Origin of the sequence: Streptomyces sp. WMMC500 (assembly GCF_027497195.1) — a bacterium.
GTDB lineage: Bacteria > Actinomycetota > Actinomycetes > Streptomycetales > Streptomycetaceae > Streptomyces.
Map to the genome: position 1 here is coordinate 4,325,658 of NZ_CP114905.1, position 25,869 is coordinate 4,351,526.

General features: G+C 73.1%; 27 protein-coding genes. 9 read left to right on the forward strand and 18 right to left on the reverse strand.

The genetic code is table 11. The annotated features are described in order from the left end of the window. Positions 1–33: 33 nt before the first annotated feature. A complete protein-coding gene (locus O7599_RS18460) occupies positions 34–1,455 on the reverse strand; it encodes a BTAD domain-containing putative transcriptional regulator (protein WP_281623431.1) in 1,422 nt (473 codons plus the stop codon). Positions 1,456–1,565: 110 nt separating this feature from the next. Between O7599_RS18460 and O7599_RS18465 the strand changes: the two genes are divergently transcribed. Further along, complete coding sequence (locus tag O7599_RS18465) at positions 1,566–2,096, forward strand: hypothetical protein (protein WP_281616696.1); 531 nt, start codon at positions 1,566–1,568, stop codon at positions 2,094–2,096. 71 nt (positions 2,097–2,167) lie between these two features. Here the strand turns inward: O7599_RS18465 and O7599_RS18470 are convergent, their stop codons facing one another. Continuing rightward, complete coding sequence (locus tag O7599_RS18470) at positions 2,168–2,455, reverse strand: type II toxin-antitoxin system RelE/ParE family toxin (protein WP_281616697.1); 288 nt, start codon at positions 2,453–2,455, stop codon at positions 2,168–2,170. Then, positions 2,452–2,739 carry a type II toxin-antitoxin system Phd/YefM family antitoxin gene (locus tag O7599_RS18475; protein ID WP_281616698.1) on the reverse strand — a complete coding sequence of 96 codons (288 nt, stop codon included), beginning with the start codon at positions 2,737–2,739 and terminating at the stop codon, positions 2,452–2,454. The genes O7599_RS18470 and O7599_RS18475 overlap by 4 nt, the downstream gene beginning before the upstream one ends. Positions 2,740–3,022: 283 nt before the next feature. Here O7599_RS18475 and O7599_RS18480 point away from each other — a divergent pair, with 283 nt between their 5' ends. After that, positions 3,023–3,682, forward strand: coding sequence for a hypothetical protein (locus O7599_RS18480; protein WP_281616699.1), 660 nt, complete (start codon positions 3,023–3,025; stop codon positions 3,680–3,682). A gap of 81 nt (positions 3,683–3,763) precedes the next feature. Here O7599_RS18480 and O7599_RS18485 read toward each other — a convergent pair whose 3' ends face one another. The 11 genes from O7599_RS18485 to O7599_RS18535 all read right to left on the reverse strand — a co-directional run bounded on the left by O7599_RS18485 (position 3,764) and on the right by O7599_RS18535 (position 14,771). Beyond that, positions 3,764–4,915 (reverse strand): BTAD domain-containing putative transcriptional regulator, encoded by a 1,152-nt coding sequence (locus tag O7599_RS18485; RefSeq protein WP_281616700.1) that lies wholly within the window; start codon positions 4,913–4,915, stop codon positions 3,764–3,766. 110 nt (positions 4,916–5,025) lie between these two features. Further along, positions 5,026–5,823, reverse strand: a complete 798-nt coding sequence (locus O7599_RS18490; RefSeq protein ID WP_281616701.1) for a trypsin-like peptidase domain-containing protein — start codon at positions 5,821–5,823, stop codon at positions 5,026–5,028. Next, the gene (locus tag O7599_RS18495) at positions 5,820–6,149 is read right to left on the reverse strand and encodes a CU044_2847 family protein (protein ID WP_281616702.1); all 330 of its coding nucleotides are present in this window, start codon (positions 6,147–6,149) and stop codon (positions 5,820–5,822) included. The genes O7599_RS18490 and O7599_RS18495 overlap by 4 nt, the downstream gene beginning before the upstream one ends. 1,014 nt (positions 6,150–7,163) lie before the next feature. After that, positions 7,164–7,706, reverse strand: coding sequence for a GNAT family N-acetyltransferase (locus O7599_RS18500; RefSeq protein ID WP_281616703.1), 543 nt, complete (start codon positions 7,704–7,706; stop codon positions 7,164–7,166). An 81-nt stretch (positions 7,707–7,787) separates the two neighbouring features. Continuing rightward, positions 7,788–8,813, reverse strand: a complete 1,026-nt coding sequence (locus O7599_RS18505; RefSeq protein ID WP_281616704.1) for an oligopeptide/dipeptide ABC transporter ATP-binding protein — start codon at positions 8,811–8,813, stop codon at positions 7,788–7,790. Next, positions 8,810–9,829 (reverse strand): ABC transporter ATP-binding protein, encoded by a 1,020-nt coding sequence (locus O7599_RS18510; protein WP_281616705.1) that lies wholly within the window; start codon positions 9,827–9,829, stop codon positions 8,810–8,812. Before O7599_RS18510 ends, O7599_RS18505 begins: the two co-directional genes overlap by 4 nt. Positions 9,830–9,846: 17 nt before the next feature. Next, positions 9,847–10,755 carry an ABC transporter permease gene (locus O7599_RS18515; protein WP_281616706.1) on the reverse strand — a complete coding sequence of 303 codons (909 nt, stop codon included), beginning with the start codon at positions 10,753–10,755 and terminating at the stop codon, positions 9,847–9,849. Further along, positions 10,752–11,678: an ABC transporter permease gene (locus tag O7599_RS18520; RefSeq protein ID WP_281616707.1), complete on the reverse strand. Its 927-nt coding sequence runs from the start codon at positions 11,676–11,678 to the stop codon at positions 10,752–10,754. The genes O7599_RS18515 and O7599_RS18520 overlap by 4 nt, the downstream gene beginning before the upstream one ends. Then, complete coding sequence (locus O7599_RS18525) at positions 11,678–12,793, reverse strand: LacI family DNA-binding transcriptional regulator (RefSeq protein ID WP_281616708.1); 1,116 nt, start codon at positions 12,791–12,793, stop codon at positions 11,678–11,680. Before O7599_RS18525 ends, O7599_RS18520 begins: the two co-directional genes overlap by 1 nt. A 19-nt stretch (positions 12,794–12,812) precedes the next feature. Next, positions 12,813–14,351 (reverse strand): ABC transporter substrate-binding protein, encoded by a 1,539-nt coding sequence (locus O7599_RS18530; RefSeq protein ID WP_281616709.1) that lies wholly within the window; start codon positions 14,349–14,351, stop codon positions 12,813–12,815. 15 nt (positions 14,352–14,366) lie between these two features. After that, positions 14,367–14,771, reverse strand: coding sequence for a hypothetical protein (locus tag O7599_RS18535; protein WP_281616710.1), 405 nt, complete (start codon positions 14,769–14,771; stop codon positions 14,367–14,369). Positions 14,772–14,950: 179 nt separating this feature from the next. Here O7599_RS18535 and O7599_RS18540 point away from each other — a divergent pair, with 179 nt between their 5' ends. Continuing rightward, entirely contained in the window at positions 14,951–16,135 is a 1,185-nt protein-coding gene (locus tag O7599_RS18540; protein WP_281616711.1) for a transposase, read from the forward strand. A gap of 39 nt (positions 16,136–16,174) precedes the next feature. On the opposite strand, the gene O7599_RS18545 is transcribed toward O7599_RS18540, so the two are convergent. The 3 genes from O7599_RS18545 to O7599_RS18555 all read right to left on the reverse strand — a co-directional run bounded on the left by O7599_RS18545 (position 16,175) and on the right by O7599_RS18555 (position 19,372). Continuing rightward, on the reverse strand, positions 16,175–17,110 hold the full coding sequence (locus O7599_RS18545) for a DUF6772 family protein (RefSeq protein ID WP_281616712.1): 936 nt from the start codon (positions 17,108–17,110) through the stop codon (positions 16,175–16,177). Beyond that, positions 17,107–18,069: a hypothetical protein gene (locus tag O7599_RS18550; RefSeq protein ID WP_281616713.1), complete on the reverse strand. Its 963-nt coding sequence runs from the start codon at positions 18,067–18,069 to the stop codon at positions 17,107–17,109. Before O7599_RS18550 ends, O7599_RS18545 begins: the two co-directional genes overlap by 4 nt. A 364-nt stretch (positions 18,070–18,433) precedes the next feature. Further along, positions 18,434–19,372 carry a pyridoxal-phosphate dependent enzyme gene (locus tag O7599_RS18555; RefSeq protein WP_281616714.1) on the reverse strand — a complete coding sequence of 313 codons (939 nt, stop codon included), beginning with the start codon at positions 19,370–19,372 and terminating at the stop codon, positions 18,434–18,436. 24 nt (positions 19,373–19,396) lie between these two features. Here O7599_RS18555 and O7599_RS18560 point away from each other — a divergent pair, with 24 nt between their 5' ends. The 3 genes from O7599_RS18560 (at position 19,397) to O7599_RS18570 (ending at position 22,174) form a co-directional block, all read left to right on the forward strand. Continuing rightward, positions 19,397–19,924 carry a peptide deformylase gene (locus O7599_RS18560; protein ID WP_281616715.1) on the forward strand — a complete coding sequence of 176 codons (528 nt, stop codon included), beginning with the start codon at positions 19,397–19,399 and terminating at the stop codon, positions 19,922–19,924. After that, a complete protein-coding gene (locus tag O7599_RS18565; protein WP_281616716.1) occupies positions 19,921–20,592 on the forward strand; it encodes a GntR family transcriptional regulator in 672 nt (223 codons plus the stop codon). Before O7599_RS18560 ends, O7599_RS18565 begins: the two co-directional genes overlap by 4 nt. A 100-nt stretch (positions 20,593–20,692) precedes the next feature. Continuing rightward, positions 20,693–22,174: a sulfatase-like hydrolase/transferase gene (locus O7599_RS18570; protein ID WP_281616717.1), complete on the forward strand. Its 1,482-nt coding sequence runs from the start codon at positions 20,693–20,695 to the stop codon at positions 22,172–22,174. A gap of 25 nt (positions 22,175–22,199) precedes the next feature. On the opposite strand, the gene O7599_RS18575 is transcribed toward O7599_RS18570, so the two are convergent. Then, complete coding sequence (locus O7599_RS18575) at positions 22,200–22,688, reverse strand: MarR family winged helix-turn-helix transcriptional regulator (protein WP_281616718.1); 489 nt, start codon at positions 22,686–22,688, stop codon at positions 22,200–22,202. Between the two features lie 110 nt (positions 22,689–22,798). Here O7599_RS18575 and O7599_RS18580 point away from each other — a divergent pair, with 110 nt between their 5' ends. The 3 genes from O7599_RS18580 to O7599_RS18590 all read left to right on the forward strand — a co-directional run bounded on the left by O7599_RS18580 (position 22,799) and on the right by O7599_RS18590 (position 25,772). Further along, positions 22,799–23,224: a Rid family hydrolase gene (locus O7599_RS18580; protein ID WP_281616719.1), complete on the forward strand. Its 426-nt coding sequence runs from the start codon at positions 22,799–22,801 to the stop codon at positions 23,222–23,224. Positions 23,225–23,394: 170 nt separating this feature from the next. Further along, positions 23,395–24,141: a hypothetical protein gene (locus O7599_RS18585; protein WP_281616720.1), complete on the forward strand. Its 747-nt coding sequence runs from the start codon at positions 23,395–23,397 to the stop codon at positions 24,139–24,141. Between the two features lie 212 nt (positions 24,142–24,353). After that, positions 24,354–25,772: a serine/threonine-protein kinase gene (locus tag O7599_RS18590; protein ID WP_281616721.1), complete on the forward strand. Its 1,419-nt coding sequence runs from the start codon at positions 24,354–24,356 to the stop codon at positions 25,770–25,772. Positions 25,773–25,869 lie beyond the last annotated feature (97 nt).

The window sequence follows — 25,869 nt, forward strand, 5'->3', positions numbered from 1 at the left end:
CGGGCTCGCCGTCGGATCCCGCGTCCGCGCAGCTCACGAGGCCGGCCGGGCGAGACAGCCCGCGCTGTCCCGGGCCGCGCAGGTGCCCAGGGAACACCAGCGGCGGCGGCCCGGGGCGTCGAGGAACAGCCAGCCGCAGTCGGGCGACGGGCACGCGGTCACGGTGAAGCGCTGCGGGTCGGCGAGCAGGTCGGCGGCGCTGCGGGCCACCGCGAGCACCGGCAGCCGCAGGCCGGTCGAGGCGGGCAGCCGCCAGCGGCCCAGGCCGTCCTCGTCGCGTACGAACTCGGCCGCCCGGGCGGCGGCTTCGGCGGCACGCGCGACCTGCCTGAACGCGCGCCGGTCGGCCGGGGCGACGAAGCAGGCGTGCATCGCGCTCCGCAGTTCGCGGGCCTCCGCGAGCGCCTCCCGGGCGGCGGCGGGCCGCTGTTGCGCCTGCTTGAGGAGCTGGGTGACCAGCCAGTCCTCCAGCAGGCCGAGGTGGCCGGCCCACACCGCCAGCGCCCGGTAGCCGGTCAGCCACTCCGCGCCGCTCTCGCGGGCGCCGTCCCAGCCCGCGAAGGTGTTGCAGAACTCCAGGGCCGGCTGGCCGCTGGTGTGCAGCGGCAGCCGTACGTCCCGGACCTGCACGGCGTACGCGGGCAGCGGCGGATCGTCGAGCGCGGGGTCGGCGGCGAGCACCCTGTCGTGGACGTCGCGCAGGGCCGGGCCGGGGGCGACGCCCAACTCGGCGGCCAGGGCGAGGCGGGTGGTGCGGTAGACGTCGAGGGCCTCGGCCTGCCGGCCGGCGCGGTACAGCGCGGTCATCAGCGCCGCCACGAGCCGCTCGCGCAGGGGGTGGCGGGCGACGAGGGGGCGGAGTTCGGCGGCGAGCGTGCCGCCGTCGGCGGGTACGTGACCGGGGGCGCGGGGGTGGAGGTGGAGGTCGCGGGGGTGGCCGTCGCGGCCGGTGCGCAGCCGGTCCTCGGCGCGCTGCTCCAGGGCGCAGAGCCGCAGTTCGGCCAGCTCCCCGCCGAGCCGGGCGCGCAGTTCGCCGTCCGCGAGCCCGTCGAGGAGTTCCCCACGCCACAGGGCCAGCGCCTCCTCCGTACGGTGCAGCCGCTCCACGGGGTCGCGCAACGCGGCGGCGGCCCGGGCCCGTTCGGCGAACTCGGCGGCGTCCGTCCGCCACCCGCCCAGCTCGGCGGTGTACCCGTCGCCGCGGGTGATAATCCCTACCCCGTACGGCCGGAGCGCCATCCGCAGCCGGCTGATGTAAGTGTGCAGGGTGCCGCGGCCCCCGCCGCCGTCCCCGCCGCCGTCCCACAGCAGCTCCGCCAGCCGGCCGGCGGCCACCGTACGCCCCGGGCTCAGCAGCAGCACCGCGAGCAGCAGCCGCTCCTGGCGCCGCCGGCTCAGCGAGACGGGGGCGCCGTCGCGTACCGCCTCGAAGGGACCGAGCAGGCGGAACTCCAACACAGGGGCAGCGTACGCCCGTCGCGACGAGCGGGTGGTGAGCCGGTGGTCAGCCGGGCAGACCAGGCTCGGGGACGAGCACGCGACCCGATCCGAAGGAGCACACAGCCATGCGCCGTTATGCAGCAGCCACCGCCGCGGCACTCTGCCTGGCCGCCACCGTCGCCGCCCCGGCGGCGGCGTCGGCCCGGGGCGGCGACGGGGCCGACGGGGGCTGGCGCCCCGTCACGTACCCCCCGGTGAACTACCCCGCCGGCGAACGCTGCGCCTTCCCCTTCCGCACGGAACCCCTCCTCGACGAGGTCATGGTCAAGACGGTCGACACCTACCCCGACGGCTCCCCGAAGACGGAGCTGTACAAGGGGGCCCTCATCGTCCGCGTCACCAACCTCGACACGGGCGCCGCGTACGACGCGGACGCGGGCGGCAGCTCGCTCGTCCGGTACGCCCCGGACGGCGGGCACGTCTACTACGCCACCGGCCCGTTCCTCATCGGCTTCGCGGAGGGACAGGGGAACCTGCCGCGCGGCGAGTACGTGGTCGACGGCGTGTACACGGTAGAGATCACCGCGGCCGACCGGCGGACGGTGCAGTGGGCGGGAGAGAAGAAGCTGACCGACGTCTGCGACCAGATCGACTGACAGTGACCAAGGCGCAGTCCACAGGCCCGGACGGCCCGGAGGACACCCCGACCGCCGGTGCGGGCGGTGGCCTAAAGGGCGCGGTACACGTCGCGACGATCACCGACGGCGACGACCCAGACGACGAGTGCGCCGTTGTCGACCGTGTACACGACCCGGCAATGGCCGACGCGCAGTCGGGACATGCCGTCTTGGCCGGTCAGAGGCTTGATGTCGAAGGCCGAGGTGTCGCCCTTGTCCATCGCGCGCTGAAACTCCCCGAGACGGATGAGGATCCTGCGCGCCTCGGGAAGGGGGACGGCCCGCATCTGGCGCTGGGCGGCGGGGGTGAACCTCGTGACGTAGACGCCGTCGGTCATGCCTGGGCGGTCTCCCCCACAATCTCAGCGGCGAGATCTTCCAGCGTGACGGCGGGCTCACGCCCCTCGGCCAGGGAGTCTGCGGCCAACCGGGAGAGCCAGGCATCCTCGATGCGCTCCTCAAGCTTCGTGAGGCGCTCGTACTCGTCCAGGTCGAGAAGCACGGCCTCGGCCTTGCCACGCCGGGTGATGATGGTGGGGGTGGCTTCGCGGCGGGCACGATCGATGCTGTCGGCCAGGTGGGCCCGCACCTCGGCCATGGCTTCGACGATGGGCTCATTCATGCAACCAGTGTACCAGATGTACATCTGACCCCCGCGCGATCACGCGGTTGCCGTGGGGCAACAGAGACCCCGCTCGGCTCCGGCCTCCACCACAGCGCAAGCCCGGACCGGGGTGGCCACCCCAGGCGGCGGCCGAGGTCAGCGGGCGGGCGGGGAAAAGAAGCCGAGCGACGTCTGCGACCAGATCGACTGACGAGTCGGACGACTACTTTCTGCATTCCATCAGATACAGTGCGTGGCGAAGATCACCGACTCGCTCTCCCCTGACCACGGAGGATCCCCCATGCACGCCCGTCTGCGACGCACACTCGCCGCCACCACCGCCGCCCTCGCGCTCGCCGCACTGCCGGCCCTGGCTCACACCCCCGCGACCGCCGCCCCCGGCCTCGCCCCCGCCGCCGCGGCGGCCCAGCCGGGGCTGCCGCCGATCGGGGCCGAGATCCCGCAGTCGATGCTCGCGGCCGACACTCCGATGCTCATCGGCGAGGAACTGGTCAGCGTGGACTTCCGGGGCGGTATCAGGCAGCGCGCCGACGTCAATCCGGCCGATCCGATCAACAGTGTCCGGATGCGGACCGTCGGGTTCAGGGTCACCGCGGACCTGCCGTCCGCGGACGGCGCGGAGTCCCCGGGGACGATCACCCTCGAACAGAGCGACGTCGACGTCGAGGCGGAGAGCACCCTGACCCGGACCCAGCAGTTCCCGCCGCGCTACGAGCAGCGGGACGTGATCCCGTTCACGGCCGCCATCGAGAGGGAGGGCTCCGACCCGGTCGTGCTGGAGGCAAGGAAGCCGATGGTGCTCCTCGGCCGGCTCACGCAGTTCCCGCCCAGGGGTGACCTGTACCAACTGGCGGAGCCCGTGGAACTGGTCGACCCGGAGAACCCCGAGACGGTCGTCGCCGTGCTGGAGAAGTTCCCCGCCAAGCGGGGCGGCCTGTAACGGACACGGGGGCCGGGCAGGCAGTTCCCAGAGGGCTGCCTGCCCCGGCCGGCGGCGGACTGCCCCGGCCGGCGGCGGAGGTCAGCGGGGGCGGCGGTCTGGGTCCTCCGCCCGGAGGCGGTGCTGGGCGACGGTCAGCAGTTCGCGCAGGTGCTCCCGGAGGGGGTTCGCCGCGGTGAGCGCTGTCAGCTCCGCCGCGGCCTCCGCGTAACGGCCCGTTTCGAGGTCCAGTGCGACGCGCCGCTCCAGCAGCGTCTGCCGCCACTCCGACAGCCGCGTACGGTGCCGCTCGGCGTACAGTCCGGGCACACCGGCGAGCGGCTCGCCGCTGAACTCCGCCAGGGCGGCGGCGTACAGCGCCCGGCCTCCTTCCGCGTCCCCCTCGGCGACGGCGGTCTCGGCGGCCGACGCCGCCGCTTCCGCCCTGGCGAGGTCCACGTCGGTGTCCCGGATCCGGAGCGTGTACCGGCCGTGCTTGTTGACGAACACTTCGTCGCCGAGGCACTTGCGCAGCCGGTGGGCGTACGTACGCACGGCGGCCTCCGCCCGTGCAGGCGGGTCCTCGTCCCAGATGGCGGCGGTCAGCTCCTGCGCGGTGGCGGCGTGGTCACCGCGTAGCAGCAGCATGGCGAGCAGTGCGCGCTGCCGGGGCGAGCCGGTCGGCAGCACCCCTTCCCCGCGCCGGGCGCCGACCGGCCCGAGCACCGAGAAGCGGAGGGCGTCGGCATCCTCCGGCGCGGGTGCCTCGGCCGATTCATGGGCCGCCCGCAGGTTCCGGGAGCGTGCCGCCACCGACTCCACCAGGGCGCGCGCGTCGGCGCGCCGCCGCTCCGGGCCGAGCAGCGCGGCCGCCTCGTACTCCGCACCGGCGAAGGCGCGCAGGGTGGCGAGGGCCTGGGGGTGGGTCGCGCCGAGGGTGGCCGAGGTCTTCTGCGCCGCCAGGGCGAGCACGTCGACCGCCCGTTCCATCCGGTCGCGGTCGCGGGCGGCCGTCGCCGCCGCGAACTCGGCCGACGCGAGCGCCACCAGCGCGGAGCCCGACGTCGGGTGGTCCTCGCCGAGGAGATCCACCACGCGCCGCGCGAGAGTTTCGAGTTCGCCGAGCAGCCGGTCCGCCACCCGGTCCCGGTGGCCCCGGCGGGCCACCTCGGCGAGGACCGACACCGCCGACAACTCCAGGTCCAGGCGGTCGTCCTCGGGTCCCCGTCCCGATCGGAGAAGCGATCGGGCCACGGTCGCCTGCCTGGCGGCTTCCCCGGCATCGCCCGACCGCAGTTCACGGACCGCGCGGCCCACGGCTGTCCGGGCGAGGACGAGGGGGTGCTGTCCCTGCCTGGCGTCGTTCAACCGTCGTCACCTCCCGCGAAGTCGCGGCTGATGGCCTGCTGGGCGACCATGAACCTGAGTTCCGCGATCTGCGTGGCGTCCATGTACCCCTGATCCGACCACTGCTGCAAGCGGTCGAACCACGCCTGGGCCTTCTCGTCCGGCCGCTTCACCTCCCGGGCGCCTTCGCGCGGGCGCAGCACGTCGATGAGGTGCGAGACCTGGAGGTGGTCGAAGCGGGTGATGGCCTCGGCGATGGTGGCCGCGTACAGCACGTTCCCCGCCCGCTTCTCGTCGGCACGGTCCGGTGCCTGCTCCAGAAGGATGCCCACGACCGCCGGGTCGTGCCCCTCCGCGGGAGACCCTTCCACCGGGCCGCCCGAGTACCCGGAGTAGTCACCCAGGATCTGGTCCACGGACAGTTGCAGCGCCTCGATCGAGCCGCCACCCGCACACGGGTACCCGTCCGCCGCATGGTGCACCGTCCCGCTGAGCCTCGCTTCTGCAGGTGACGGGCGGTACGGGCCGCGCCAGTGCCAGCCGGGGAGGGCGTGACCGGCGTTGGGGATGCGCGGGGAGAGCCGGTGGTGGGCGGCGATCTCGATGAGGGCCAGGTCGGCGTCCCGGTCCTGTCTGCACAACCGGCCGTCCAGGCGCTCGCCGTCTGCCAGGACGATCTCCACCGCGCCGTCGTCCGGCGCGAGTTCGCGCAGGCAGTGCAGGGCGGTCAGCACGTAGCGCCGGGTGAGGAGGAACCCCCCGCCCAGCCGCCTGTGCGCCTGGTACAGATCCACCCAGTACCCGGCGTCCGTCACGGCGTCTCCGGGACCCGCTCGATGGTCAGGGTCACCGCAAAGGAGGCTTCTGCCGACGCCTTGGAGAGCACCACACCCGCCTCCGCGGCGAGCGTCAGCCCGAAGCTGACCTCCATGGTCGACACCCGCCACCCGTCCCGGGCGGGCGCCTCGGCCAGCGACCGCTGGGCGATCGCGGACGCCTGGACGATCGCCGCCTCGATCTCTGGGCCGCGGTCCTCCAGGGCCGCGGTCGTGCGGCTCCGTGTGCCGATCTGACGGCCGCCGCCCGCACCGGCGTCGAGGTCCACCGTCTCCACTCTGACCCGGGAGGTCGAGCCCGCCACCGTTTCCCCTCTCTGCGCGCGCCGTTGGGAACCGGTTCCCAGCATGTCACCCCTGGCACAGCCGCGCCCCCTCCAGCGCGCTCCCGCCGCGGCGAAGAGGCCCGGTGCCGGGGTGGAGGGCGGTATCGGGGTGGCCCCGGGCGGCGAGTGGCCCGGCGACGGGGTCGCCCGGTGTCGGGGTGGGCGGTCGTGCGTGCGGGGCCGCGGCGACGGGGGGTTGGAGCATTGGCCCCCCGGGGGGCAGGCGGCCCGGTTCCCCGGAGACGCCGGCCTCCGGGCCTGGCCGGCGATATGACGGAGCGGGCCGCGATGCGCCCCCGTATCCCGCCCGCACCGAGGGCGTTCAGGCAGCGCACACAGCCCCGGCGCAGCAAGGAGCCCGCCACGTGCGCGTCTTCGGGCGAAAGTCGGCCTCCGGGGGTGATTTGCCCCGATCTGGAGGCGGGTTGGAGCAAGTTTCTACCGGCTGCGTTCACCCGGGGCGGCCCGCAGCGCAGACGACGCACGCGGGGGCGGGCGCGCGCATGCCGGCGGGCGGAACCGGATACCCGCCGGTGTCCCCGGATTCGTCACGGCGAGACGCACACGGAACGCCCCAAGGGGCGGATGCGGCCCGGCAGGCGCCCGCGTGGACGCCGCGAGGCGAAACTCGGCCTCGGTGGGCGATTTGACCTGGTTCGGGAGTGGGGTTAACGCGAGTTACGGCCGTTTCTCTCCCCGGGGAGCGGCGAGCCGCAGGCGGGCGGGCGCCGCGGGACGCAAGTACCCCGGGGCCATCGGTGCGGGCGGGATACGAGGGCGCATCGCCGCCCGCGCCGTCATATCGCCGGCCAGGCCCGGAGTCCGGCACCCTGGGGAACCGGGCCGCCTGCCCCGGGGGGCCCAATGCTCCAACCCCCCGTCGCCGCAGTCCCCACGCACGACCACACACCCCGACACCGCCCCCACCCCGGCACCGGGCCAGCCGACGACAGGGGCCACCCCGACGCAGACCCCCCGTCCACACGCCCTGCCTCAGTGCAGTCGGAGGACCATGACGTCGTAGCGCGGTGAGTCCGGGAACGGCTGCGCCTCTCCGACCTTCCGGTAGCCCCAGCGCTCGTAGAGCGACCGCACCTTCGGGTGGGCGGTCTCCACGGTCAGCGACGCGCGGTCTTCCGGGCGTTGCTGCATCAGCTCGTCGTGAATGCCGCGGGCGACCTTGGTGCCACGCCAGGGGGCGCGCACCATGATCTCGCAGAGGCCGAAGACGGCGCGGCGGCCGTAGTCGCGGACCTCGGGGCTGACCGGATCGAGCACGGCCTCCCACTCCTCGGGGCTGTCCGGCCGGCCGTACGCGTAGCCGACGGCCTCGCCGTCGACCTCCCCGACGACGCACGCCCAGCCCGGCGTGGAGGTGTGGCCGTCGAGGCGGCGTTCGAACCTGTCGACGGAGAAGAAGGGGTCCGCGGCGGCCTCGGCGGCGTAGACCTCCGCGTACACCTCGATCAGCGTGTCGCGAATCTCGGCCAGTCGGCCACGGTGGTAGGTGCTGAGGGTGAGCACCTCGCGGGTCATGCTGTGACCTTCCGGTTGCGTTCCATGGACGCGCGCCATTATGGCGGAGGACAAGAGCCCCGCCGGGCGCCCGGTCGGCCGTCAGACCGCCGCCGCCGCGTCCCGGCCCGCGTAGTGGCACGCCGCCGGGTGGTCGCCGCCGTCCCGTACGCGCAGCTCCGGGGTCTCCGCCGCGCAGCGGTCCGTCGCCAGGGGGCAGCGGGTGCGGAAGCGGCAGCCTGTCGGTGGGGAGGCGGGGGAGGGGACCTCGCCGGTGAGGGGGAGGGGGTTCGCGGTGCCGGGGCGGTCGTGGACCGAGGGGGCCGCGGCCAGGAGGGCCTGGGTGTAGGGGTGCTGGGGGGACTCGAAGACCTGGGCCGCGGTGCCGTGTTCCACGATCGTGCCCAGGTACATCACCGCCACCTCGTCCGCGATGTGGCGGACCACGTCGAGGTCGTGGGAGATGAAGAGGTACGCGATCCCCAGGTCGCCCTGGAGCTCCGCGAGCAGGTTGAGGATCTGGGCGCGTACGGACACGTCCAGGGCCGAGACCGCCTCGTCGCAGACGATGAGCTTCGGCCGCAGCGCCAGCGCCCGCGCGATGCTCACCCGCTGGCACTGCCCGCCCGACAGCTCGTGCAGCCGGCGGCCCGCGTACGAGGCGTCCAGACCCACCTGGTGCAGGAGGCGTGCCACCTCCGCCGCGTGGTCCGCGAGCGCGACCAGGTCGCGATGGATGTGCCAGCCCTCCGCCACGATCTCCGCCACCCGCATCCGCGGGTTCAGGGACGTGTACGGGTCCTGGAAGACCATCTGCAGGTCGTACGCCACCCGCCGCCGCTGGCGGCGGCCCGCCGTCGCCAGGTCCAGGCCCGCGAAGGAGACCGAGCCGGCGAAGGGTGCGAGGAGGCCCACCACCGAGCGGGCCAGCGTCGACTTGCCGCAGCCGGACTCGCCCACGATGCAGACGGTCCGCCCGGCCCGTACCGCCAGGTCGACGCCCGCGACCGCGTCGACGCGGCGGCGGCCGAGGCCGGAGCGGCCGGGGACCGTGTAGCCGGCGTGCAGGCCGCTGATGCGGAGCAGGGGCTCTTCGGCCGCCGCCGGGCCGGTCTGCGTGGTGCTCATGACGCTGCCTCCGTGCCGGTTGCCCGGGCTTGCACCTTGTCGCTGTGGTGGCAGGCCGCCGCGTGGCCGGTCCCGACCGCCCGCAGCGCGGGGTCTTCCGTGCCGCACACCTTCGTCGCGTACGGGCACCGCGGCGCGAACGCGCAGCCCGCCGGGAGGGTCCCCGGCGCCGGCGGCTGGCCCTCGATCGGGACCAGCCGCCCCGGCCGGGCCGGGTCCGGTACCGCGTCGAGCAGGCCGCGCGTGTACGGGTGCGCCGGTGCCGTGTAGACGTCGTCCAGCGCGCCGGTCTCCACGATCCGGCCCGCGTACATCACCGCCACGTCCTGCGCGACGCGGGCCACCACGCCCAGGTCGTGCGAGACGAGCAGCATCGCCATCCCCGCGTCCGTCTGCCGGGCGGCGAGCAGCCGCAGGATCTGCGCCTGCACGGTGACGTCGAGCGCCGTCGTGGGCTCGTCGGCCAGCAGCACCGCCGGGTCCAGGGTGAGCGCCATCGCGATGACGGCCCGCTGCCGCATGCCGCCCGAGAACTCGTGCGGGTACGCGCCGTACTTGGCCTCCGCGTCGGGGATGCCGACCGTCCGCATCAGCTCCACCGCCCGCTCCCGGGCCGCGCGGCGGCCGGTGCCGCGGCGGCGCAGCGTCTCGGCGATCTGCCAGCCCACCGTGAACGACGGGTTCAGCGCCGCCATCGGGTCCTGGAAGACCATCGCGACCCGCGCGCCCCGCAGGTGCCGCCACTGCGCGTCGGTGAACCCGGCGGTGTCGCGGCCCTCGATCTCGACCGTCCCCGCGCTCACCCGCGCGCCCGCGGGCAGCAGGCCCATCAGGGCCAGCGACGTCAGCGACTTGCCGCTGCCCGACTCCCCCACCAGGGCGGTGACCCGGCCGGGTACGAGGTCGAGGTCGACCCCGCGGACCACGGGCCGGGCGCCGCCCCGGCCGTCGCCGAAGCCGATGTGGACGTCCCGCAGGCGGGCGGCGGGTGCCGGAGCGGCGACCGTGGCAGCCATCGTGCTCTCCTGTCTGCTCATATCTGCGACCGCGGATCCGACACGTCACGGAAGCCGTCGCCGATCACGCCGACCGCGGTGACGACCAGCGCCAGCGCCGCCGCCGGCATCGTGGAGATCCACCACGCCGAGCCCAGGTAGTCGCGCCCCACGGAGACCGTGGCGCCCCACGAGGCCGTGTCGACCGGCACGCCGAGGCCGAGGAAGCTCAGCGACGCCTCCGCCACCATCACCAGGCCGACCTGCACCGTCGCCGCGACCAGCAGCGGCTGCCACAGCGACGGCAGCACGTGGCGGACCATGATGCGCACGTGTCCCGCGCCCAGCACCCGCGCCGAGTCGACGAAGCCGAGCCGGCGCGTGGCCATGGCCGAGGCACGCGCGACGCGGGCGAAGATGACCCACCGCGTGATCGCCAGCGTGATGACGATGTTGGTGACGCTCGGGCCGAGCACGCCGGCCAGCAGGATCGCCAGGAGGATGGAGGGGAAGGCGAGCTGGATGTCGCCGATGCGGGAGGCGATCGTGTCCGGCCAGCCGCCGAAGTAGCCGGAGACCAGCCCGACGACGAGGCCGACGGCCCCGCCGACCAGGATGGTCGCGCCGGCGACCAGCAGCGAGATCCGCGACCCGGCCAGCAGGTTGGCGAGCAGGTCGCGCCCCATCTGGTCGGTGCCCAGCCAGGCGATGCCGCCGGCGTCGGTGCGCTCCCCCGGTGCCAGCAGCCGGTTCGGCAGGTCGGTGGCGACCGGGTCGTACGGGCGCAGCAGCGGCCCGACGAGGGCGGCGAGGACGAAGAGCGCCAGCACGCCGGCGCCGATCCACACGCGCACCGGCACCCGCCGCGCGGCGTCGCCGCGGGACGTGGCGGTACGGGCCGGGGCGGCCGGGGTCTCGGCGGGGGCGGCCGCGGTCGTGCTGCTCATGCGTCCTCCGGGGTGAGGCGGGGGTCGATGACGAAGTAGACGACGTCCACGAGCAGGTTCAGGACGATGTACGCCAGCGTGATGGTGAGGATCGCGGCCTCGACGACCGCGTAGTCGCGGTTGGTGATCGCGTCGACCATCAGCGAGCCGATGCCGGGCCAGGAGAAGACGACCTCGATGATGACCGCGTTGGCGATGAAGTTGCCCATCAGCAGGCCGAGTACGGTCACGACCGGGATAGCGATGTTGCGGCCCACGTGCACGTACTGGATCGTCCCCTCGCCCACGCCCTTCGCGCGGGCCGTACGGGCGTAGTCCTTGCCGCCCTCCTCCAGCGCGCTGCTGCGCACCAGCCGCGCCAGCCAGCCGACGAACGGCAGGGAGAGCGTGACGGCCGGCAGCAGCACGGCGGCGGTCGAGCCGTCGGCGGTCGCGGGCAGCCAGTCCAGTCGGCGGGCGAAGAGGAGGATCAGGACGATGCCGAGCCAGAACGAGGGGATGGCCTGACCGGCGAGCGAGCCGGTGGAGACGATCAGGTCGAGCAGCTTCCCGGGGCGGCGGGCGCAGAGCATGCCCAGCGGGATCCCGACGGCGACGGTCAGCAGGAGCGCCGCGAGCGACAGCGTCAGGGTGGCCGGGAAGCGGTCGAGGGTGTTGCCGAGGGCGGAGCCGCCGAGGCGCCAGGAGTCGCCGAGATCGCCGCGTACGACGCCGGCGAGGTGGTCGGCGTACTGCCGCCACAGCGGGTCGTCGAGGCCGAAGTCGGCCCGTACGCTCTCCAGTTGGGCGGCGGAGGCGTCGGGGCCCACGATCAGCTTGGCGGGGTCGCCCGGCACGACGCGCACGATGAGGAACACCAGCGTCAGCGCGCCGAAGGCGACGACGACGGCCTGCGCGAGGCGTTTGGCGAGGAACGCGCCCATCAATGCTCACCTCTTCTTCGCAGTGGTCCGGCCGAGGCGCGTACGACGAGTTCGGGGGCCAGGAGCGTACGGATCGGATCGGCGCTCCCCGCGACGGAATCCGGGCCGTCCCCCGGCTCCGTGCCGGCGCGGACCCGCTCCAGCAGCCGGTCGACGCCCGCGCGGCCCACCTCGGGCGCGGGCAGCCGGACCGTGGTCAGCGCCGGGTCGAGGTACGCGGAGAACGGGTGGTCGCCGTGCCCGACGACGCCGATGTCCGTGCCGACCCGCAGCCCCCGCTCGCCGAACGCCCGGTACAGGCCCAGCGCGTGGTAGTCGTTGCCCGCCAGGACCACGGCGCCGGGCCCCGCCCTGCGGGCCAGGCCGGCGCCGACCGCGTACGCCACGCCGGGGTCGAAGGGACCCGAGACCGGCGCCCCCTCCGGGGCCCCCTCCGTCGCCGCCGGGTCCACGCGGACCACCGCGTCGTCCGGGGCCGCGATCCCGCGGGCCGCGAGCGTCTCGCGGAAGCCGCGGATACGTTCCGCGACCGGCGAGATGTCCAGGTCCTCCTCGACGAGGTACAGCTCGGTCGCCCCGCCGTCCAGCACGTGTTCCGTCGCCAGCCGGGCACCGGCGTAGTAGTCGACGCCGACGACGTCCGCGTCCAGCTCCGGCAGGTGCCGGTTGAGCAGCACCACGGGCGTACCGGACTTGCGCAGCCGGTGCCAGTGCTCCGCGCCGTGCTGGACGGGGATGGCCAGCACCCCGTCGACGCCCCAGCGCATCAGCTCCTCCGCCGCGCGGCGCTCGTTGTCGGCGGAGTCCTCGGTGACCATGAGCATCAGCGAGTAGCCGCGTTCGCGCCCGCGTTCCTCGATCGCGGAGATGAGGCGGGCGTAGAAGGGGTTGGCCGGGTTGGTGATGACGAGCCCGAGGGTCATGGCGTTCCGCAGCACGAGGGAGCGGGCCATGGTGTTGGGCACGTAACCGAGGCGTTCCGCCTCCTCCTTGACGCGCTCGCGGGTCTCGCGGCTGACCGCGTCCTTGTCGGCGAGCGCGCGGGAGACGGTGTTGACCGACAGGTCGAGCGACAGGGCGATGTCGCGCAGCGTGGGTCGGCGGCGTGGGCTCATGGGATCCTCCGGCGCGGTGTCATCGGCGCCCCACCACGGCGAGGTCGGGCTGGTTGTTCGCGGCAGGCGTGAAGCCCGTCAGCTCCTTCGCGCGCCCGTACCCGGTGACGAGGGTGACGGGGAAGAGACCGACGGCGTCCGACCATATGGTCCCGCAGGCGTCGCCGTAGAGTGCGTCCCGCCCCGGGCCTTCGGGCGCACCGGCGGCCCGGGTGAGGAGGGCGTCGAGTTCCTTGTTCGCGTAGCCGAGGCGTTTCGCCTCCGAGGTGTAGAGGCGGCCGATGGTGAACGCGGCGTCGCCGGTGGTCACGGTGTTCGTCTGGAGGTTCATGTCCCAGTCGAGGGTGTTCAGCCGCTCCAGCCACATCGCCTTCTCGATGCTCTGCGGCGCCACCGTGACGCCGACGTCGGCCCACGCCGAGATCAGCGCCTGCGCCAGCTCCCGCGCCAGCGGCCCGGTCGCGTCGAACCACATCATCGACGTGCTGAACCCCCGCCCGAGCCCGGCCCGCGCCAGCAGCCGGCGCGCGGCGTCCGGGTCGTACCGCCAGGGCTCCTGCGGCGCGAACCCGGCCACGGTCTCGGGTATCGGCGCGCGCATCTGCCTGCCGCCGCGCCCGAAGAGGGACTCCACGATCTGCGGCACGTTCACGGCCTGGCACAGCGCGCGGCGGACGTCGGGGTCGTCGAACGGCCTGCGGGAGCAGTTGAACCAGTTGAAGTAGTACGTCCAGGAGGGCACGGACTCGACCGTCACCCCGGACGCGCCGGTGACCTCGGGCAGTTGGTCCGGCGGGACCGGCCAGAGCAGGTCGACGTCGCCGCCCAGGAGGGCGGTGATCGCCGTCGAGGTCTCCGCGATGTACGGCATGGAGACCGCCGGCAGCTCCGCCGGGCCGCCCCAGTAGTCGTCGAACCGCGCCAGCTCGACGGAGGTCGACGGGGTGAAGCCGGTGACCCGGAACGGTCCCGAGCCCACGGGGCTCCGCTTCTGCTCCGGGTCGGCGACCAGCCGGGCCGGGGTGACGAACAGGAGGGTGAGGTTGACCGGGAGCGAGCCGAGGGGCCCGTCGGTGGTGAAGACCACCGTGTGGTCGTCGGGCGCCTCGACGCCGGTGACCGTCGCCCACAGCGGGGTCTGGGCGGAGGGGACCTGCTGCGTGTGCTTCAGACACGCGACGACGTCGCGGGCGGTGACCTCGCTGCCGTCGTGGTAGGCGACGCCGCGGCGCAGCGTGAAGACCCACCGGGTGTCGCCCTCGCGCCGCCAGCCGGTCGCGAGCCCGGGCACCAGCTCCTCGCCCTCGCGCCGTACGAGGGTGTCGAAGACGAGCCGCTTGACGATCAGCGACGCCTCGTCCACGGCGGTCGCGGCGTTGTACGGGTCCAGGTCGGTGACCGGCTGCCCGAACGCCGCGCGCAGGGCGCCGCGGGGCGCGGCGCTGCCGACGCCGCACCCGGACAGCAGCACCGCCGTGGCGCCCAGGCCGGCCATCGCGAGGAAGTCCCGCCGCCCCGGGCGGCCGTGGCCGCCCTCCGTTCTTCGCACCCCGGTCATGTCAGCACCTCCGGATCACGACTTGAGTGCCAGGTAGATCAGGACCTTGACGGACGCGGGCGCGTCGCCGGGGTCCGCGGTGTCTCCGGCGTCGGTTGCCGCCTCGGCTGCCGGGCCGCCGACCACGGTGCCGCGCAGCCGCAGCCAGCCGCCGAAGCCTTCCGCGGGCCAACTGTGCAGCGCCCCCTCGCGGGGGTCGACGGACTGCTCCGTACCGCCGTCGAGGTCGCACCAGTGCAGGCCGTCCGGCGATATCTGGGTGCGGACGCGCATCCGCGAGGCGTGCCCCGCGGCGTCGAGGACGCGGACGAACCAGCGGGCTTCGCGGGCCCAGGCGGCCTCGTACGGCTCGGTGGTGAACTCTCCCGTCAGCGTCGCGTTGCGCTCGATGACGGCGGTGAAGGACTGTCGCATGGTCATGCCGCCATCACCGGTTACTTCCGAGGAAGTCCCGGCCTTCAGGCGAGGAGGGAATCGGGCTTCTGCGGAGCAGGGCAGGACTAGCCGATTTACCCTCTGGGTGAACTCGGTGCACCATGTGCTCGACTTCATGCCAAAACACGACACGAACTCCTTTCTGTCTTGCGATCATTGGGGGTATGACGGTGATCGAGCACGCCCGGTACACGTACCGGCTGCGTGTGTCGTCTCGTGCTCGCGCCGGGCTGCTGGACGAGTGGGCGCGGTGCCGGTGGATCTGGAACGAGTGCTGTGCCCGGTCGAAGAGGGCCCACGCCGAACGCGAGAAGTGCGGCCCGGCGCGCTTGGACAAGATGCTGACCGGGGCCCGTGCCGCGAACGCGTGGCTGCGCGCGGGCGGTTCGGTACCGCAGCAGCAGACCATCCGCGACTTCGCCACGTCCCGCGCCAAGGCGCTCAAGGACATCAAGGCACGGCTGCCGATGCGGCAGCGCGCCGGGATGCCCCGCTACAAAAGGAAACGTGAGGCGCGGCCGTCTCTGAACTACACCAGGCACGGCTTCCGTCTCACAAATGGGCGTCTGCACCTGGCGGGCGGGATCACCGTGCGGCCGGTGTGGTCCCGCGAACTGCCCCCTGCCCCGTCCAGCGTGCGTGTATACCGGGACAGCCTGGGGCACTGGTACGCGAGCTTCGTCGTCGCCACGACGACCGAGGCCCTGCCGGAAACCGGGCGTGTGATCGGCATTGACTGGGGTGTGCAGCAGACCGCGACCACCACCAGCGACAGCCACGATCTCCCGCACGCCGGGCACGGCAAGCGTGCGGCGCAGCGCCTGGCCCGCTACCAGCGGCAGATGGCCCGGCGTCGCCAGCCCAGGGGCAGAGCCCAGACCAGGGGGTACCGCAAGGCGCAGGCGCAGGCGGCGAAGGTGCACAAGAAGATCGCCCGGCAGCGTCAGGACACCGCCCGCAAATGGGCCAAGGGTGTTGTGACCGACCACGATCATATTGCCGTGGAAGATTTCCGGCCGAAGTTCCTCGCGAAAACCACCATGGCCCGCAAAGCCGCGGACGCGGCGATCGCCGCTACGAAGACAGCGCTGCTGGATATGGCGCGCAAGCACGGCCGGACCGTGCACTTGGTCAACCCCGCGCACACCACCATGGACTGCGCGCAATGCGGAGCGAGAACCAAGCACGCATTACCCCTTTCCGAACGAACGTATGCCTGCACCGTGTGCGGAGCCGTATCTCCCAGGGACAAGAACTCCGCGCGCGTCATGCTGGTCCGGGCTGGTCTCAACCCGGCTGGTGCCGAGGGCGTAAGACCTGCGGGGGCGCTGCTCCCGCAGGCAGCCTGAGCCAGAAATCCCTGCCCTGGAGTGAGGGCGGGGAGGATGTCAACAGTCCACCGAGATCAGCACGGAGTCGAGGTACAGGAAGTTCCGCACGTCGGTGTGGGTGCGGACGGAGACGTAGAAGTTGAGCAGGTTCTGCAGCGACCCGTACTCCTCGTCGTACGGCGGGACGGGCACGTCCCGCATGTCGTGGACGACGTCGTTGACCTGGAGTTCGACGTTGCTGCGGGTGGCGGTGTCGATGACCCAGCGCAGGTAGTGCCAGTTGACCTTGGTGGGGACCTCGTTGAAGCAGAGGTCCTGCCGCTCGCCGAACTGCCGCCAGTCGGCGGGGTCGGGTGCGGTGAAGTCCGCGGTGCGCGGGAGCCTGACCTTGCCCTCGAAGTGTTCGCGGGGGGTCGGCTCGGGGACCGTGGGATACATCCAGCGGTGCCGCACGGTGTGGTCCAGATCGGTGTTCTGGTACCGGATGACGTTGTGGTAGCGCACGCCGTCGCAGATGTCGGTCGCGACGGTGAGCGCGCCGAACTGCTGCTCCGACGGGTGGTTGTTGGCGTCCCACGTGCCGCCGCCGGCGGCGGTGGCGGCGCCGTTCTCCGCCGACGCGGCCTCCGCCTTGTACGCGAAGTACGTCTCGAACTGCACCCGGCCGCGGCCGGACATCGTCAGCCGCCGGATGGCCACGCCGGTGTGCCCGGTGACCGGCCGGGTGGCGACCTTCAGGGCGTACGTGCCGGACATGGCCCCGTGCGTGCCGACGTCGAAGAAGGTGCACGAGCTGAGCTGCGGCGGCCGGAAGTCGGACATGTGCACGTCGACGGTGTCGAGGTCACCGTGCTGGTCGTGGTTGCCGATCAGCTCGATCCACCCGTGCGTCCCGGTGTTGAAGTCGTCGTGGACGAGGATGCGGCGCAGCGGGTCGAACTTCGCCAGCTTCGGGTCGAGCAGGCGCGGATCGGGGTGTGGTGCGGTCGTCACCGGTTTCCTTTCATGAGGCGGACGGTGGCGTAGGAGAGGTTGTGGTCGGAGCGCAGCAGCTCGGCCTGCGGCCCTTCGGTCGCGGTCGTCTGCGGGATCTGCACCCACTCGCGGACCTGCGTCCCCTTGCGTACGAAGAGGTGGTCGATCTTCTCGCCGAGGGGCAGCGGGATCTTGCCGCCGTTGTACGAGGCGTACGCGTCGCCGGTGACGCGGTCGGCGACCGCGTGGGCGTCGGCGAAGCCGAGGTCGGCGAAGGCGTCGACGGCGCTGGCGCCCTCGGCCGAGCCGCTGGAGTTCATGTCGCCGGCGAAGACGACCGGCAGCTTGCGGGTGTGCTTGTTGCGGAGGGTCAGCTCCTCGGCGGTGCGCCGGGCGTCGGCGTAGCGGACCTCGTCCCAGTTCTTGGTCCAGCCGTTGGGGTCGGTGGCGCCGTTCTTGCGGTACTCCAGGTGCATGTCGACGACGACGAAGCGGGCGCCCGACCGCCGTTCGCGCAGGACGTTCCAGGTCATGGTCTTGCCGTAGATCTCGGTCGAGTCCGGCAGCCAGAGCAGGTCGTGGGGGAGCTCGCGCCCGCGCCGGTCGAGGTGGGAGTAGCGGGAGGCGTCGTAGTACGTGTAGCGGCCGGCGCCGGACTTGAGCGGGTAGCCCTTCTCGGGGTGGCGGGCGCCGGCGTAGTCGGCGGGCGCCTCGGCGTACCCGTGTTCCTTGAGCGCGGCGGTCAGGGGCGCGCGGAAGGACTCGACGTCGACGGCGGGCTGGGTGGGCGTCGCGTTGTTGCCGATCTCCTGGGTGGCGACGACCCCGAGCCCGGCGGCGTCGATGTCCGCGGCGACGTCCGCGGCCCGCCCTTCTGCCCACGGGCGCAGCTTGGTGGCGCAGTCGCGCCCGATGACCCGCTCGCACTCGGCCTTGGTCGGCAGGCACCCGTGTCCGCAGACGTTGTACGTCCCCACCCGGACCTCCACGGCCCGTGCGGAGGCTGCGTGTTGGCCGCCATGGGCCCGACCGCCGTGCCCCTGGCCGGCGGCCACGGCACCGGACCCGCCGAGCAGCGCGAGGGCCAGCGCGACACCCGGGACCACCGCGGGGGATATTGCACGCAATCTTGGACGCATCTCGGCTCCAGCCTCGACATGAACGTTAACGTGAGCGTTGCGACAGGCACGTTACGCATGCCGTGGCCGGAAGTAAACGGTCCGGACGCGACGACTTCGCGGAGTGATCGGGGCACGAGGGCGCCCCCGGCCCCGGGTTGCGGGGCGCGGGGGCGCGGGGGCGCGGGGGCGCGGGGGCGGGGCGGTCCGCCCGCGTCGCCGACTACCGGAGTTCGGCGAGGAGTTCGGGGGAGAAGTTGCTGCCGGTCACCACGGTGGCCAGGGTGCCGGGCGGGAAGCGGTGGTGGAGTGCGGCGGCGACGCCGAGGGCGGCGGAGGGTTCCAGGATCAGGCCCACGGTGTCCCGGAGCGCCCGCAGCGCCTCGCGGATCTGGTCGTCGTCCACGAGCACGACGTCGTCTACCAGGCCGCGCATCCTGTCTACCGCCGCCGACACGGGCACCCGGACCGCGACGCCGTCGGCGATGGTGCGGGCCTCCGGGGTGGTGAACGGCGCGTTCCGGCGCCAGCTTTCGGCCATCGACGGGGCGCCCGCCGCGCAGACCCCCACGACCCGGGTGCGCGGAGCCCGGGCCTTGGTCCAGCAGGCCGTGCCGCCGATCAGGGCGCCGTTGCCGAGAGGGACGAGGAGGGTGGCGGGCTTCAGCGGAGCGAGTTCCACGGCGATGGTGCCGGCGCCCTCGGAGATGCGCGCCTCGCGGCCGTCCTCCACGAAGAGGCGGCCGGGACCGCCGTCCGCGTACGCCCGGGCGGCGTCCTTCGCGGCGTCGAAGTCGTCGCCGGCCAGGACCACTTCGGCGTCGAGTCCGCGCATCCGGGCGACCTTGACGGGGTTCGCGCTCCGGGCGCAGAACACCGTGACCGCGATGCCGCGCGCGCGGCCGGCGTAGGCGATGGCCTGGCCGAAGTTGCCGGCCGAGGCGCAGACGACCCGCTGCCCCGCGGCCACCTCGCGCATGAAGTAGTCGGCGCCGCGGCCCTTGAAGGAGCGGATCGGGTTGAACGTCTCCAGTTTCAGCCCCAGGTCCCGGCCCACCCGGCGGGCCAGGGCGGTGTCCTCGACGTACGGCGTGTTCCGGAAGACGGGATCGATGAGGCCGGCGGCTTCCTCGATGTTCTGCACCTGCAAGGGCTGGATCATCTGCGTATCGTATACGATAGGCGAATGGCCGTACGATCGACGCTCCAACTCGGCGACCCCGCACTGCGCGTGCCCGCCGCCGACGTCCCGGACCCCGGCTCCCCGCAGACCGCCGGGACCGCCGCCGACCTCGCGGACACGCTCGCCGACTGGGTGGCGCGCACCGGGTACGGCCGCGGCATCGCCGCGCCGCAGATCGGCGTCCCCCGCCGCGTCGTCCACCTGCACCTGGACCGGCCGTGGACGCTCGTCAACCCGAGGATCGTCGCCCGGTCGGAGGAGACCTGGGAGCCGTGGGACGCCTGCCTGAGCTTCTCCGTGCAGTTCTTCTGCCGGGTCACCAGGTCGGCCTGGGTGGACGTGGTCTACCGGTCCCCGGACGGCGAGCGGCACGAGCTGCGCGCGGACGGCGAGCTCGGCGAACTGCTCCAGCACGAGATCGACCACCTGGACGGCATCATGGCCGTCGACCGGATGACCTCGGCGGCCACCCTGTGCATGCGCGCCGAGTTCGAGCGCCGCCACCGCGACGAAAGCCCCTACCGCCGATGACCCCGCACGCCGCCGGAGCCCAGGAGCCCCTCGCCCGGGCAGAACCGCTCCGCGAAGCCGTCTACCTCCGCGTCGTCGACCTCATCTGCTCGGGTGCGTACGCCCCCGGCGCCCCCCTCACCGAGGCGGGGCTCAGCCGCGCGCTCCAGGTCTCCCGCACCCCCGTGCGCGAAGCGCTCCTGCGCCTCCAGGCCGAGGGCGTCCTGCAGTCCGCCCTCGCCCGCGGCTTCACCGTCCGCCCCCTCGTCCGCCGCGACGCCGCCGAGCTGTACCCCGTCCTGGCGGCCCTCGAAGGACTCGCCGCCCGCTCGATCACGTCGCTCGACGCCGCCACGACGAAGCGGCTCCACACGACACTCGCCGCACTCGCCGCGTGCACCGATCCGGTACGCCGCTGGCGGCTCGACACCGAGTGGCACACGACGATCGCCGCCGCCGCGGGCAACGGCCACCTCCTCGGGCTGATCACCCAAATGCGGACCAACCTGTCCCGCTACGAACTCGCCTACATGCGCGAGGTGAAGCACCGCGCCGAGGTCGACCGGGAGCACCGGGACATCCTGGCGGCCCTCGGCCGGGGCGACGCCGCCCGCGCGGGCGACCTGCTGGAGAGCCACTGGCACGCGGGCATGCGCACCATCCTCGACTGGCTGGGCGAGCCGGAATAAATCACCGGGTCATTGACGCCGCCCGGCGCGCGTTCGCATGGTGCGGGAGAGCACACCTCCTGCTCCTGTCACCTGCCCCGCGTGGAAAGGAACGGACGCCGTGACCTGCCCGACCGCGCCCAACATCGTGTTCGTGATGGCCGACCAGTTCCGCGCCGACTTCACCGCGGGTGAGGGGTTCGCGCTGGACACCATGCCCTTCCTCGACTCCCTCGCCGCCGGCGGCATGCGCTTCCGCCGCGCGTACACCACCGCGCCCGCCTGCGTCCCCGCGCGCACCAGCATCCTCACCGGGCGCTGGCCCAGCGCCCACCGCGTACGGCAGAACTCCACGCCGCAGGCGGTGGTGCGGGGCGGGGACCTGCTCGACGTGCTCGGCGGGGCCGGATACCAGCTCTTCTACGCCGGGAAGACGCACATGTACCGGGGCCGGCCGGAGTTCTTCGACGCGTTCTCCGGCCCGTACGGGCACGAGAGCGGACCCGACGAGACGGCGGAGCAGCAGGACTTCGCGCGCTGGATGCGGTCCATCGACCACGGGCCGACGACGGAGCCGACGCCGTTTCCGCTGGAGTTGCAGTTCGCCCACCGGATCGTCTCCGACACCATCGGGCAGATCAGCGCCCGCGACCCCGCCCGGCCGTTCTTCTCCTGGGTGTCGATGCCCGAGCCGCACAACCCGTACCAGGCGCCGGAGCCGTACTTCTCGCTGTTCGGCGAGGACGAGGTGCCGGCACGGACCTGCGGGCCCGAGGCCGCGGAGCGCAAGGGCGGCACGTACAAGTGGCTGCGGGAGCTGGTGGAGGAGAAGCGGCCCGGGTACGACCGGCTCTGGCGCCGCTACCGCGCCACGTACTGCGGGATGCTCCGCCTCATCGACGACCAGCTCCGCCGCCTCGTCGACCACCTGAAGGCCGAGGACGTCTGGCGCGACACCCTGCTGGTGTTCCTCGCCGACCACGGCGACTACGTCGGCGACTACGGCCTGCAGCGCAAGGGCGCCGGGATGCCGGAGGTGCTGGCGCGGATCCCCCTGGTCGTGCACGGCTGCGGGGTCAAGGCCCGCGACAACCGGCGGGACTTCGTCTCCCTCGCCGACCTCCTCCCCACCGTCTGCGAGGCGGTCGGGCGGCCCATCCCCCTCGGCGTGCAGGGCCGCAGCATGTGGCAGATGCTCACCGGCGCCGACTACCCGGCCGGCGAGTTCGCCGACATCGTCACCGAGCGCGGCTACGGCGGGCTGCCGTACCCCGACGACGCGCGGCCGGAGCTGCACTTCCCGTACGAGGGGACCAGGTACGACGAGCTGAACACCGTGACGCAGAGCGGGTCGTCGCGGATGCTGCGGCACGACCGCTACAAGATCTACCAGCACGTGGACGGAACGGCCGAGCTGTACGACGTCGTCGCCGACCCCATGGAACTGGACGACCGCTGGAACGACCCCCCGCTGCGCCACGTACGGGCGGACCTGACGCAGCGCCTGCACCGCTGGTCGCTCCGGCTCACCGACGACCTGCCCGACGGCACCTACGACCCCCTGCTCCCCCCGCACAACTGGCACCGCCCGGACGGCGGTTAGCCGCGGGGGCGGTGCGGTTGCTGCGTCAGCCGAAGTCGCCGGGGACGATGCGGAGTTTCTCCGCGATGCGGACGAGGGCCTTCTGGTCGGTCGTGTTGAGCGCATCGAGGACGACGCGGCGTACGGAGCGCAGGTGCGTGGGCGCCGCCCGGTGCACGACGTCGAAGCCGGCGTCGGTGAGCCGGGCGAGCGTGTAGCGGCCGTCGGCCGGGTCGGGGGTGCGTTCGACCCAGCCGCGCTGTTCGCAGCGCTTGACGACGTTGGACAGGCGGGAGAGCGAGCCGCTGGCGAGGAAGGCGAGCTCTCCCATCCGCAGCCTGCGCTCCGGGGCCTCGGAGAGGTGGCTGAGCACGAGGTACTCGAACAGGGTGAGGCCGTGCTCCTGCCGCAGCGGTGACTCCAGCTTGCCGGGCAGCAGCAGGACCAGGGAGATCAGCCCCGTCCACGCCGCCTTCTCCTGCTCGTCGAGCCAGCGCGGCTCCTCGTCGTCCCCGTGTCCGCCCGTGTCGCTCATCAGCCCTCCGGCCATCACTTTGCGCTTGAAGTCATCGCTTGCTAGAATCACTTTATGCGTGAACTCATCCCAGAGGAAGCGCACCCCCTGAACAGGAGCGAGGAAGCACCATGAGCACCGTCACCTTCGGCAACACCCCGGGCTACGGCGAGAAGCTGAACGAGGCCCTCGGCTACAGCCAGGCCGTCCGCGTCGGCGACCGGGTCGAGATCTCCGGCCAGGGCGGGGTGGACGACGACCTGGTCATCCCCGACTCGCTGGAGGACGAGATCATCCTCGCCTTCGACAACGTGGAGCGCACGCTCGCCACGGTCGGCGCGACCTGGAAGGACGTCATCCACGTCAACTCGTACCACAAGGTCGCGCCGGGAGAGGACGTCATCGGCGAGGACCACAACGCGGTCATGGCCGAGCAGTTCCGCCGCCGCCTCGACGGCCGCGAGCCGATCTGGACCGAGACCGGCGTCACGGTCCTCGGCCTCGCCGACATGCGCGTGGAGATCCGCGTGACCGCCATCGTCGGCTCCGGCAACTGACCCCCGGGGTCCCGGCCCGGCACGAGCGGCGGGGGCCGGGCCCGTATGCCTCGTGCGCTGGGCGTTTTGGCCGTCCGATGCTCCGCATGTAACGTGTGCGCCTCCTCCGGCCCGGGTGTCAGACCAACTCGCCGGAGAGGCCCAGCAGTCGAGAGCGATCGAAGGTCGAGATGAAGCACGTCATACGGGGGCGCCGGGCCGCCGTCGCGGCGGCCGGGGCGGCGGCGCTGCTCGCGCTGACCGCCTGCGGCGGCGACGACGAGGGCGACGGCGGCGAGGCGAGCGGGGGGCCCGCGCAGGCGGACGCCGTGAAGGCGATGCGTACGGTCACGTCCGTACACGCCGCCGGCGAGATGATCCTCGTCGCGGACCCCGTCACGATCGACGTGCAGGTGGACGACAAGGGCAACTGCGTCGGCAGCGCCAGCGGCGACGAGGGTGCCGTCGAGTTCGTCATGCAGGGCGACACCGCGTGGGTGAAGCCGGACGCCGCCTACCTGGAGTCCGAGTACATGTACGACGACGCGGTGATCGCCGAGGTCGAGGGCTCGTACCTGGAGGAGGCCAAGGCCGACGCCCAGTCCGCCCTCGTGGACCTCTGCAAGCTGGACACGTACGTCGAACAGACGAACAGCGTCGTGTCGTTCAGCCCCGGCATGACGCAGAAGGAGCAGACGAAGCACGAGGGCGTGGCGGTCGTGCCCTACGTGAACGAGGACCCCTCGACCAGCGACGGCGCCAGCATGAAGATCGCCGCCGACGGCAAGCCGTACCCCGTGACGATCACGGACCCGGAGGGCGCCGAGGTCGACCTGGCGTTCTCGGCGTTCGGGAAGCCGGTCAAGGCGGAGGCGCCGGCCGCGGACTCGGTGCTCACCGAGGAGCAGCTTTCGGACATCCGGCTGGAGGCCATGTAGCGGGTGGTGACGCCCGTTTTCGGGACGGCGGCGGTACGGGTCGGGGGGCTCGTACGGCCGCCGTCGGCCGTTTGCGGCGGAGGGCGGGGGCCTGCGGGCGCGGTACGGACCGGGGCACGCCGGCTCGTACGGAGGTCTCCGCCCGCCACCGGGGGTCGGAATGCGGCCCACCGCCCGGCGGACGGGCGGGGATCACTGCCTACGATGGAGGCATGGCTGGGGCGAGCGGCCTGCTGATCGCGGGCCGGTACCGGTTGGGCAAGCCGGTGGGGCAGGGCGGCATGGGCCGGGTCTGGAGCGCGCGCGACGAGCTGCTGGAGAGACAGGTCGCGGTCAAGGAGATCCTCTTCGACGCCGACGTCGAGGACAGGCAGCGCGAGAAGCAGCTACGGCGCATGATCGTCGAGGCCCGCGCGGCGGCCCGCCTCAACCACCCGGGCATCACGACGGTGCACGACGTCGTCGTCCACGACGGCGCCCCGGTGATCGTGATGGAGTTCGTCGCCGGCCGCTCCCTGGCCGCCGTACTGCGGGAGCAGACGCGGCTGCCGGTGCCGCGGGTGGCGGCGCTCGGGGTCCAGGTCCTCGACGCGCTGGCCGAGGCGCACGCCGCGGGCGTCGTGCACCGCGACCTGAAGCCGGACAACATCCTGATCACCGACCGGCGCCCGGTCATCACCGACTTCGGCATCGCCGCCATCGCCGACGCCGCCGCCGGCCCCGAGGGGTCGGCGGGCCTGACGACCACCGGCGGCATGCTGGGCACGCCCGCGTACGCCTCCCCCGAGCAGTTGAGCGGCGAGCGTGCGACGGCCGCGACCGACATCTGGTCCTTCGGCGCCACCCTGTACGCGGCCGTCGAGGGCCGCCTGCCCTTCCACGGCGCGAACCTGTGGACCCTGCGTGAGGCCATCTGCGAATCCGCCCCCGCGCCCTTCCACCACGCCGGCGCCCTGGCCCCGATCCTCACCGCGCTCCTGGCCAAGATCCCCGCCGACCGCCCGACCCTCGCCGCGGCAGCGGCCGAACTGAGCCGCCACACGGGCCGTACGCCCCCGGACACCCCCGGCGCCCCGGCCCCGCCCGCCCGCCGGCCCCGCCGCCTCGGCTGGAAACTCCTCCCCGGCCGCCGCACCCCCTCAGCCCCGGCCTACGCCCCGCCCTCCCTCCCGGCCCCGCACGCCCCGCCGCCGCTGCCGACCCGGGTGATGCGGACGGACCCCGTGGAGGAGCTGGAACGCGGCGCGCGGGAACGGCTGCACAGCCAGGTCCAGATGCACCTCGGCCTCCTGGACGTCATCGCCGCGGCCCCGCCCTCGGACGCGGACCTGCTGACGGGCCTGAAGAACCTCAAGGACACGCACACCCACAGGGTGGGCCGCATCCTGGAGGACGAGGCACAGAAGCTGCTCCTGTTACGCGACGGGCTGGACGAGGAGTCGTGGCGGGCGGTGGAGCCTTACGCCGCCCACCACGGCGAATGGCTCGACGGCCACCGCCGCGCGCTCGCGGCACTCGACGAGACCCTGGGGCTGTCGACGGCGCTTCTCACGGGCGACAGCCCGCGGCAGGCGCTGCTGGCCGCGGTGGACGCGTTCCGCAGCCACATGCTGGAACTGCGGTCGGACTGAGCGCGCGTGGGCGTTCCGCGCCTTCAGGAGTTCGGCGACGCCGCGGCGCCGCGAGTTCGCCCCACTGCCGTGGAGAGGAACTCCCGAACTCCGCGCA

What these genes read in the sequence shown, in the direction of transcription:
- O7599_RS18590 (WP_281616721.1), top strand. Translation starts at nt 24,354, where the DNA reads ATGGCTGGGGCGAGCGGCCTGCTGATCGCGGGCCGGTACCGGTTGGGC.
- O7599_RS18470 (WP_281616697.1), bottom strand. Translation starts at nt 2,455, where the DNA reads ATGACCGACGGCGTCTACGTCACGAGGTTCACCCCCGCCGCCCAGCGC.
- O7599_RS18500 (WP_281616703.1), bottom strand. Translation starts at nt 7,706, where the DNA reads ATGACCCGCGAGGTGCTCACCCTCAGCACCTACCACCGTGGCCGACTG.
- O7599_RS18475 (WP_281616698.1), bottom strand. Translation starts at nt 2,739, where the DNA reads ATGAATGAGCCCATCGTCGAAGCCATGGCCGAGGTGCGGGCCCACCTG.
- O7599_RS18505 (WP_281616704.1), bottom strand. Translation starts at nt 8,813, where the DNA reads ATGAGCACCACGCAGACCGGCCCGGCGGCGGCCGAAGAGCCCCTGCTC.
- O7599_RS18520 (WP_281616707.1), bottom strand. Translation starts at nt 11,678, where the DNA reads ATGGGCGCGTTCCTCGCCAAACGCCTCGCGCAGGCCGTCGTCGTCGCC.
- O7599_RS18580 (WP_281616719.1), top strand. Translation starts at nt 22,799, where the DNA reads ATGAGCACCGTCACCTTCGGCAACACCCCGGGCTACGGCGAGAAGCTG.
- O7599_RS18535 (WP_281616710.1), bottom strand. Translation starts at nt 14,771, where the DNA reads ATGACCATGCGACAGTCCTTCACCGCCGTCATCGAGCGCAACGCGACG.
- O7599_RS18585 (WP_281616720.1), top strand. Translation starts at nt 23,395, where the DNA reads ATGAAGCACGTCATACGGGGGCGCCGGGCCGCCGTCGCGGCGGCCGGG.
- O7599_RS18480 (WP_281616699.1), top strand. Translation starts at nt 3,023, where the DNA reads ATGCACGCCCGTCTGCGACGCACACTCGCCGCCACCACCGCCGCCCTC.
- O7599_RS18575 (WP_281616718.1), bottom strand. Translation starts at nt 22,688, where the DNA reads ATGAGCGACACGGGCGGACACGGGGACGACGAGGAGCCGCGCTGGCTC.
- O7599_RS18525 (WP_281616708.1), bottom strand. Translation starts at nt 12,793, where the DNA reads ATGAGCCCACGCCGCCGACCCACGCTGCGCGACATCGCCCTGTCGCTC.
- O7599_RS18560 (WP_281616715.1), top strand. Translation starts at nt 19,397, where the DNA reads ATGGCCGTACGATCGACGCTCCAACTCGGCGACCCCGCACTGCGCGTG.
- O7599_RS18465 (WP_281616696.1), top strand. Translation starts at nt 1,566, where the DNA reads ATGCGCCGTTATGCAGCAGCCACCGCCGCGGCACTCTGCCTGGCCGCC.
- O7599_RS18540 (WP_281616711.1), top strand. Translation starts at nt 14,951, where the DNA reads ATGACGGTGATCGAGCACGCCCGGTACACGTACCGGCTGCGTGTGTCG.
- O7599_RS18555 (WP_281616714.1), bottom strand. Translation starts at nt 19,372, where the DNA reads ATGATCCAGCCCTTGCAGGTGCAGAACATCGAGGAAGCCGCCGGCCTC.
- O7599_RS18565 (WP_281616716.1), top strand. Translation starts at nt 19,921, where the DNA reads ATGACCCCGCACGCCGCCGGAGCCCAGGAGCCCCTCGCCCGGGCAGAA.
- O7599_RS18515 (WP_281616706.1), bottom strand. Translation starts at nt 10,755, where the DNA reads ATGAGCAGCACGACCGCGGCCGCCCCCGCCGAGACCCCGGCCGCCCCG.
- O7599_RS18510 (WP_281616705.1), bottom strand. Translation starts at nt 9,829, where the DNA reads ATGGCTGCCACGGTCGCCGCTCCGGCACCCGCCGCCCGCCTGCGGGAC.
- O7599_RS18530 (WP_281616709.1), bottom strand. Translation starts at nt 14,351, where the DNA reads ATGACCGGGGTGCGAAGAACGGAGGGCGGCCACGGCCGCCCGGGGCGG.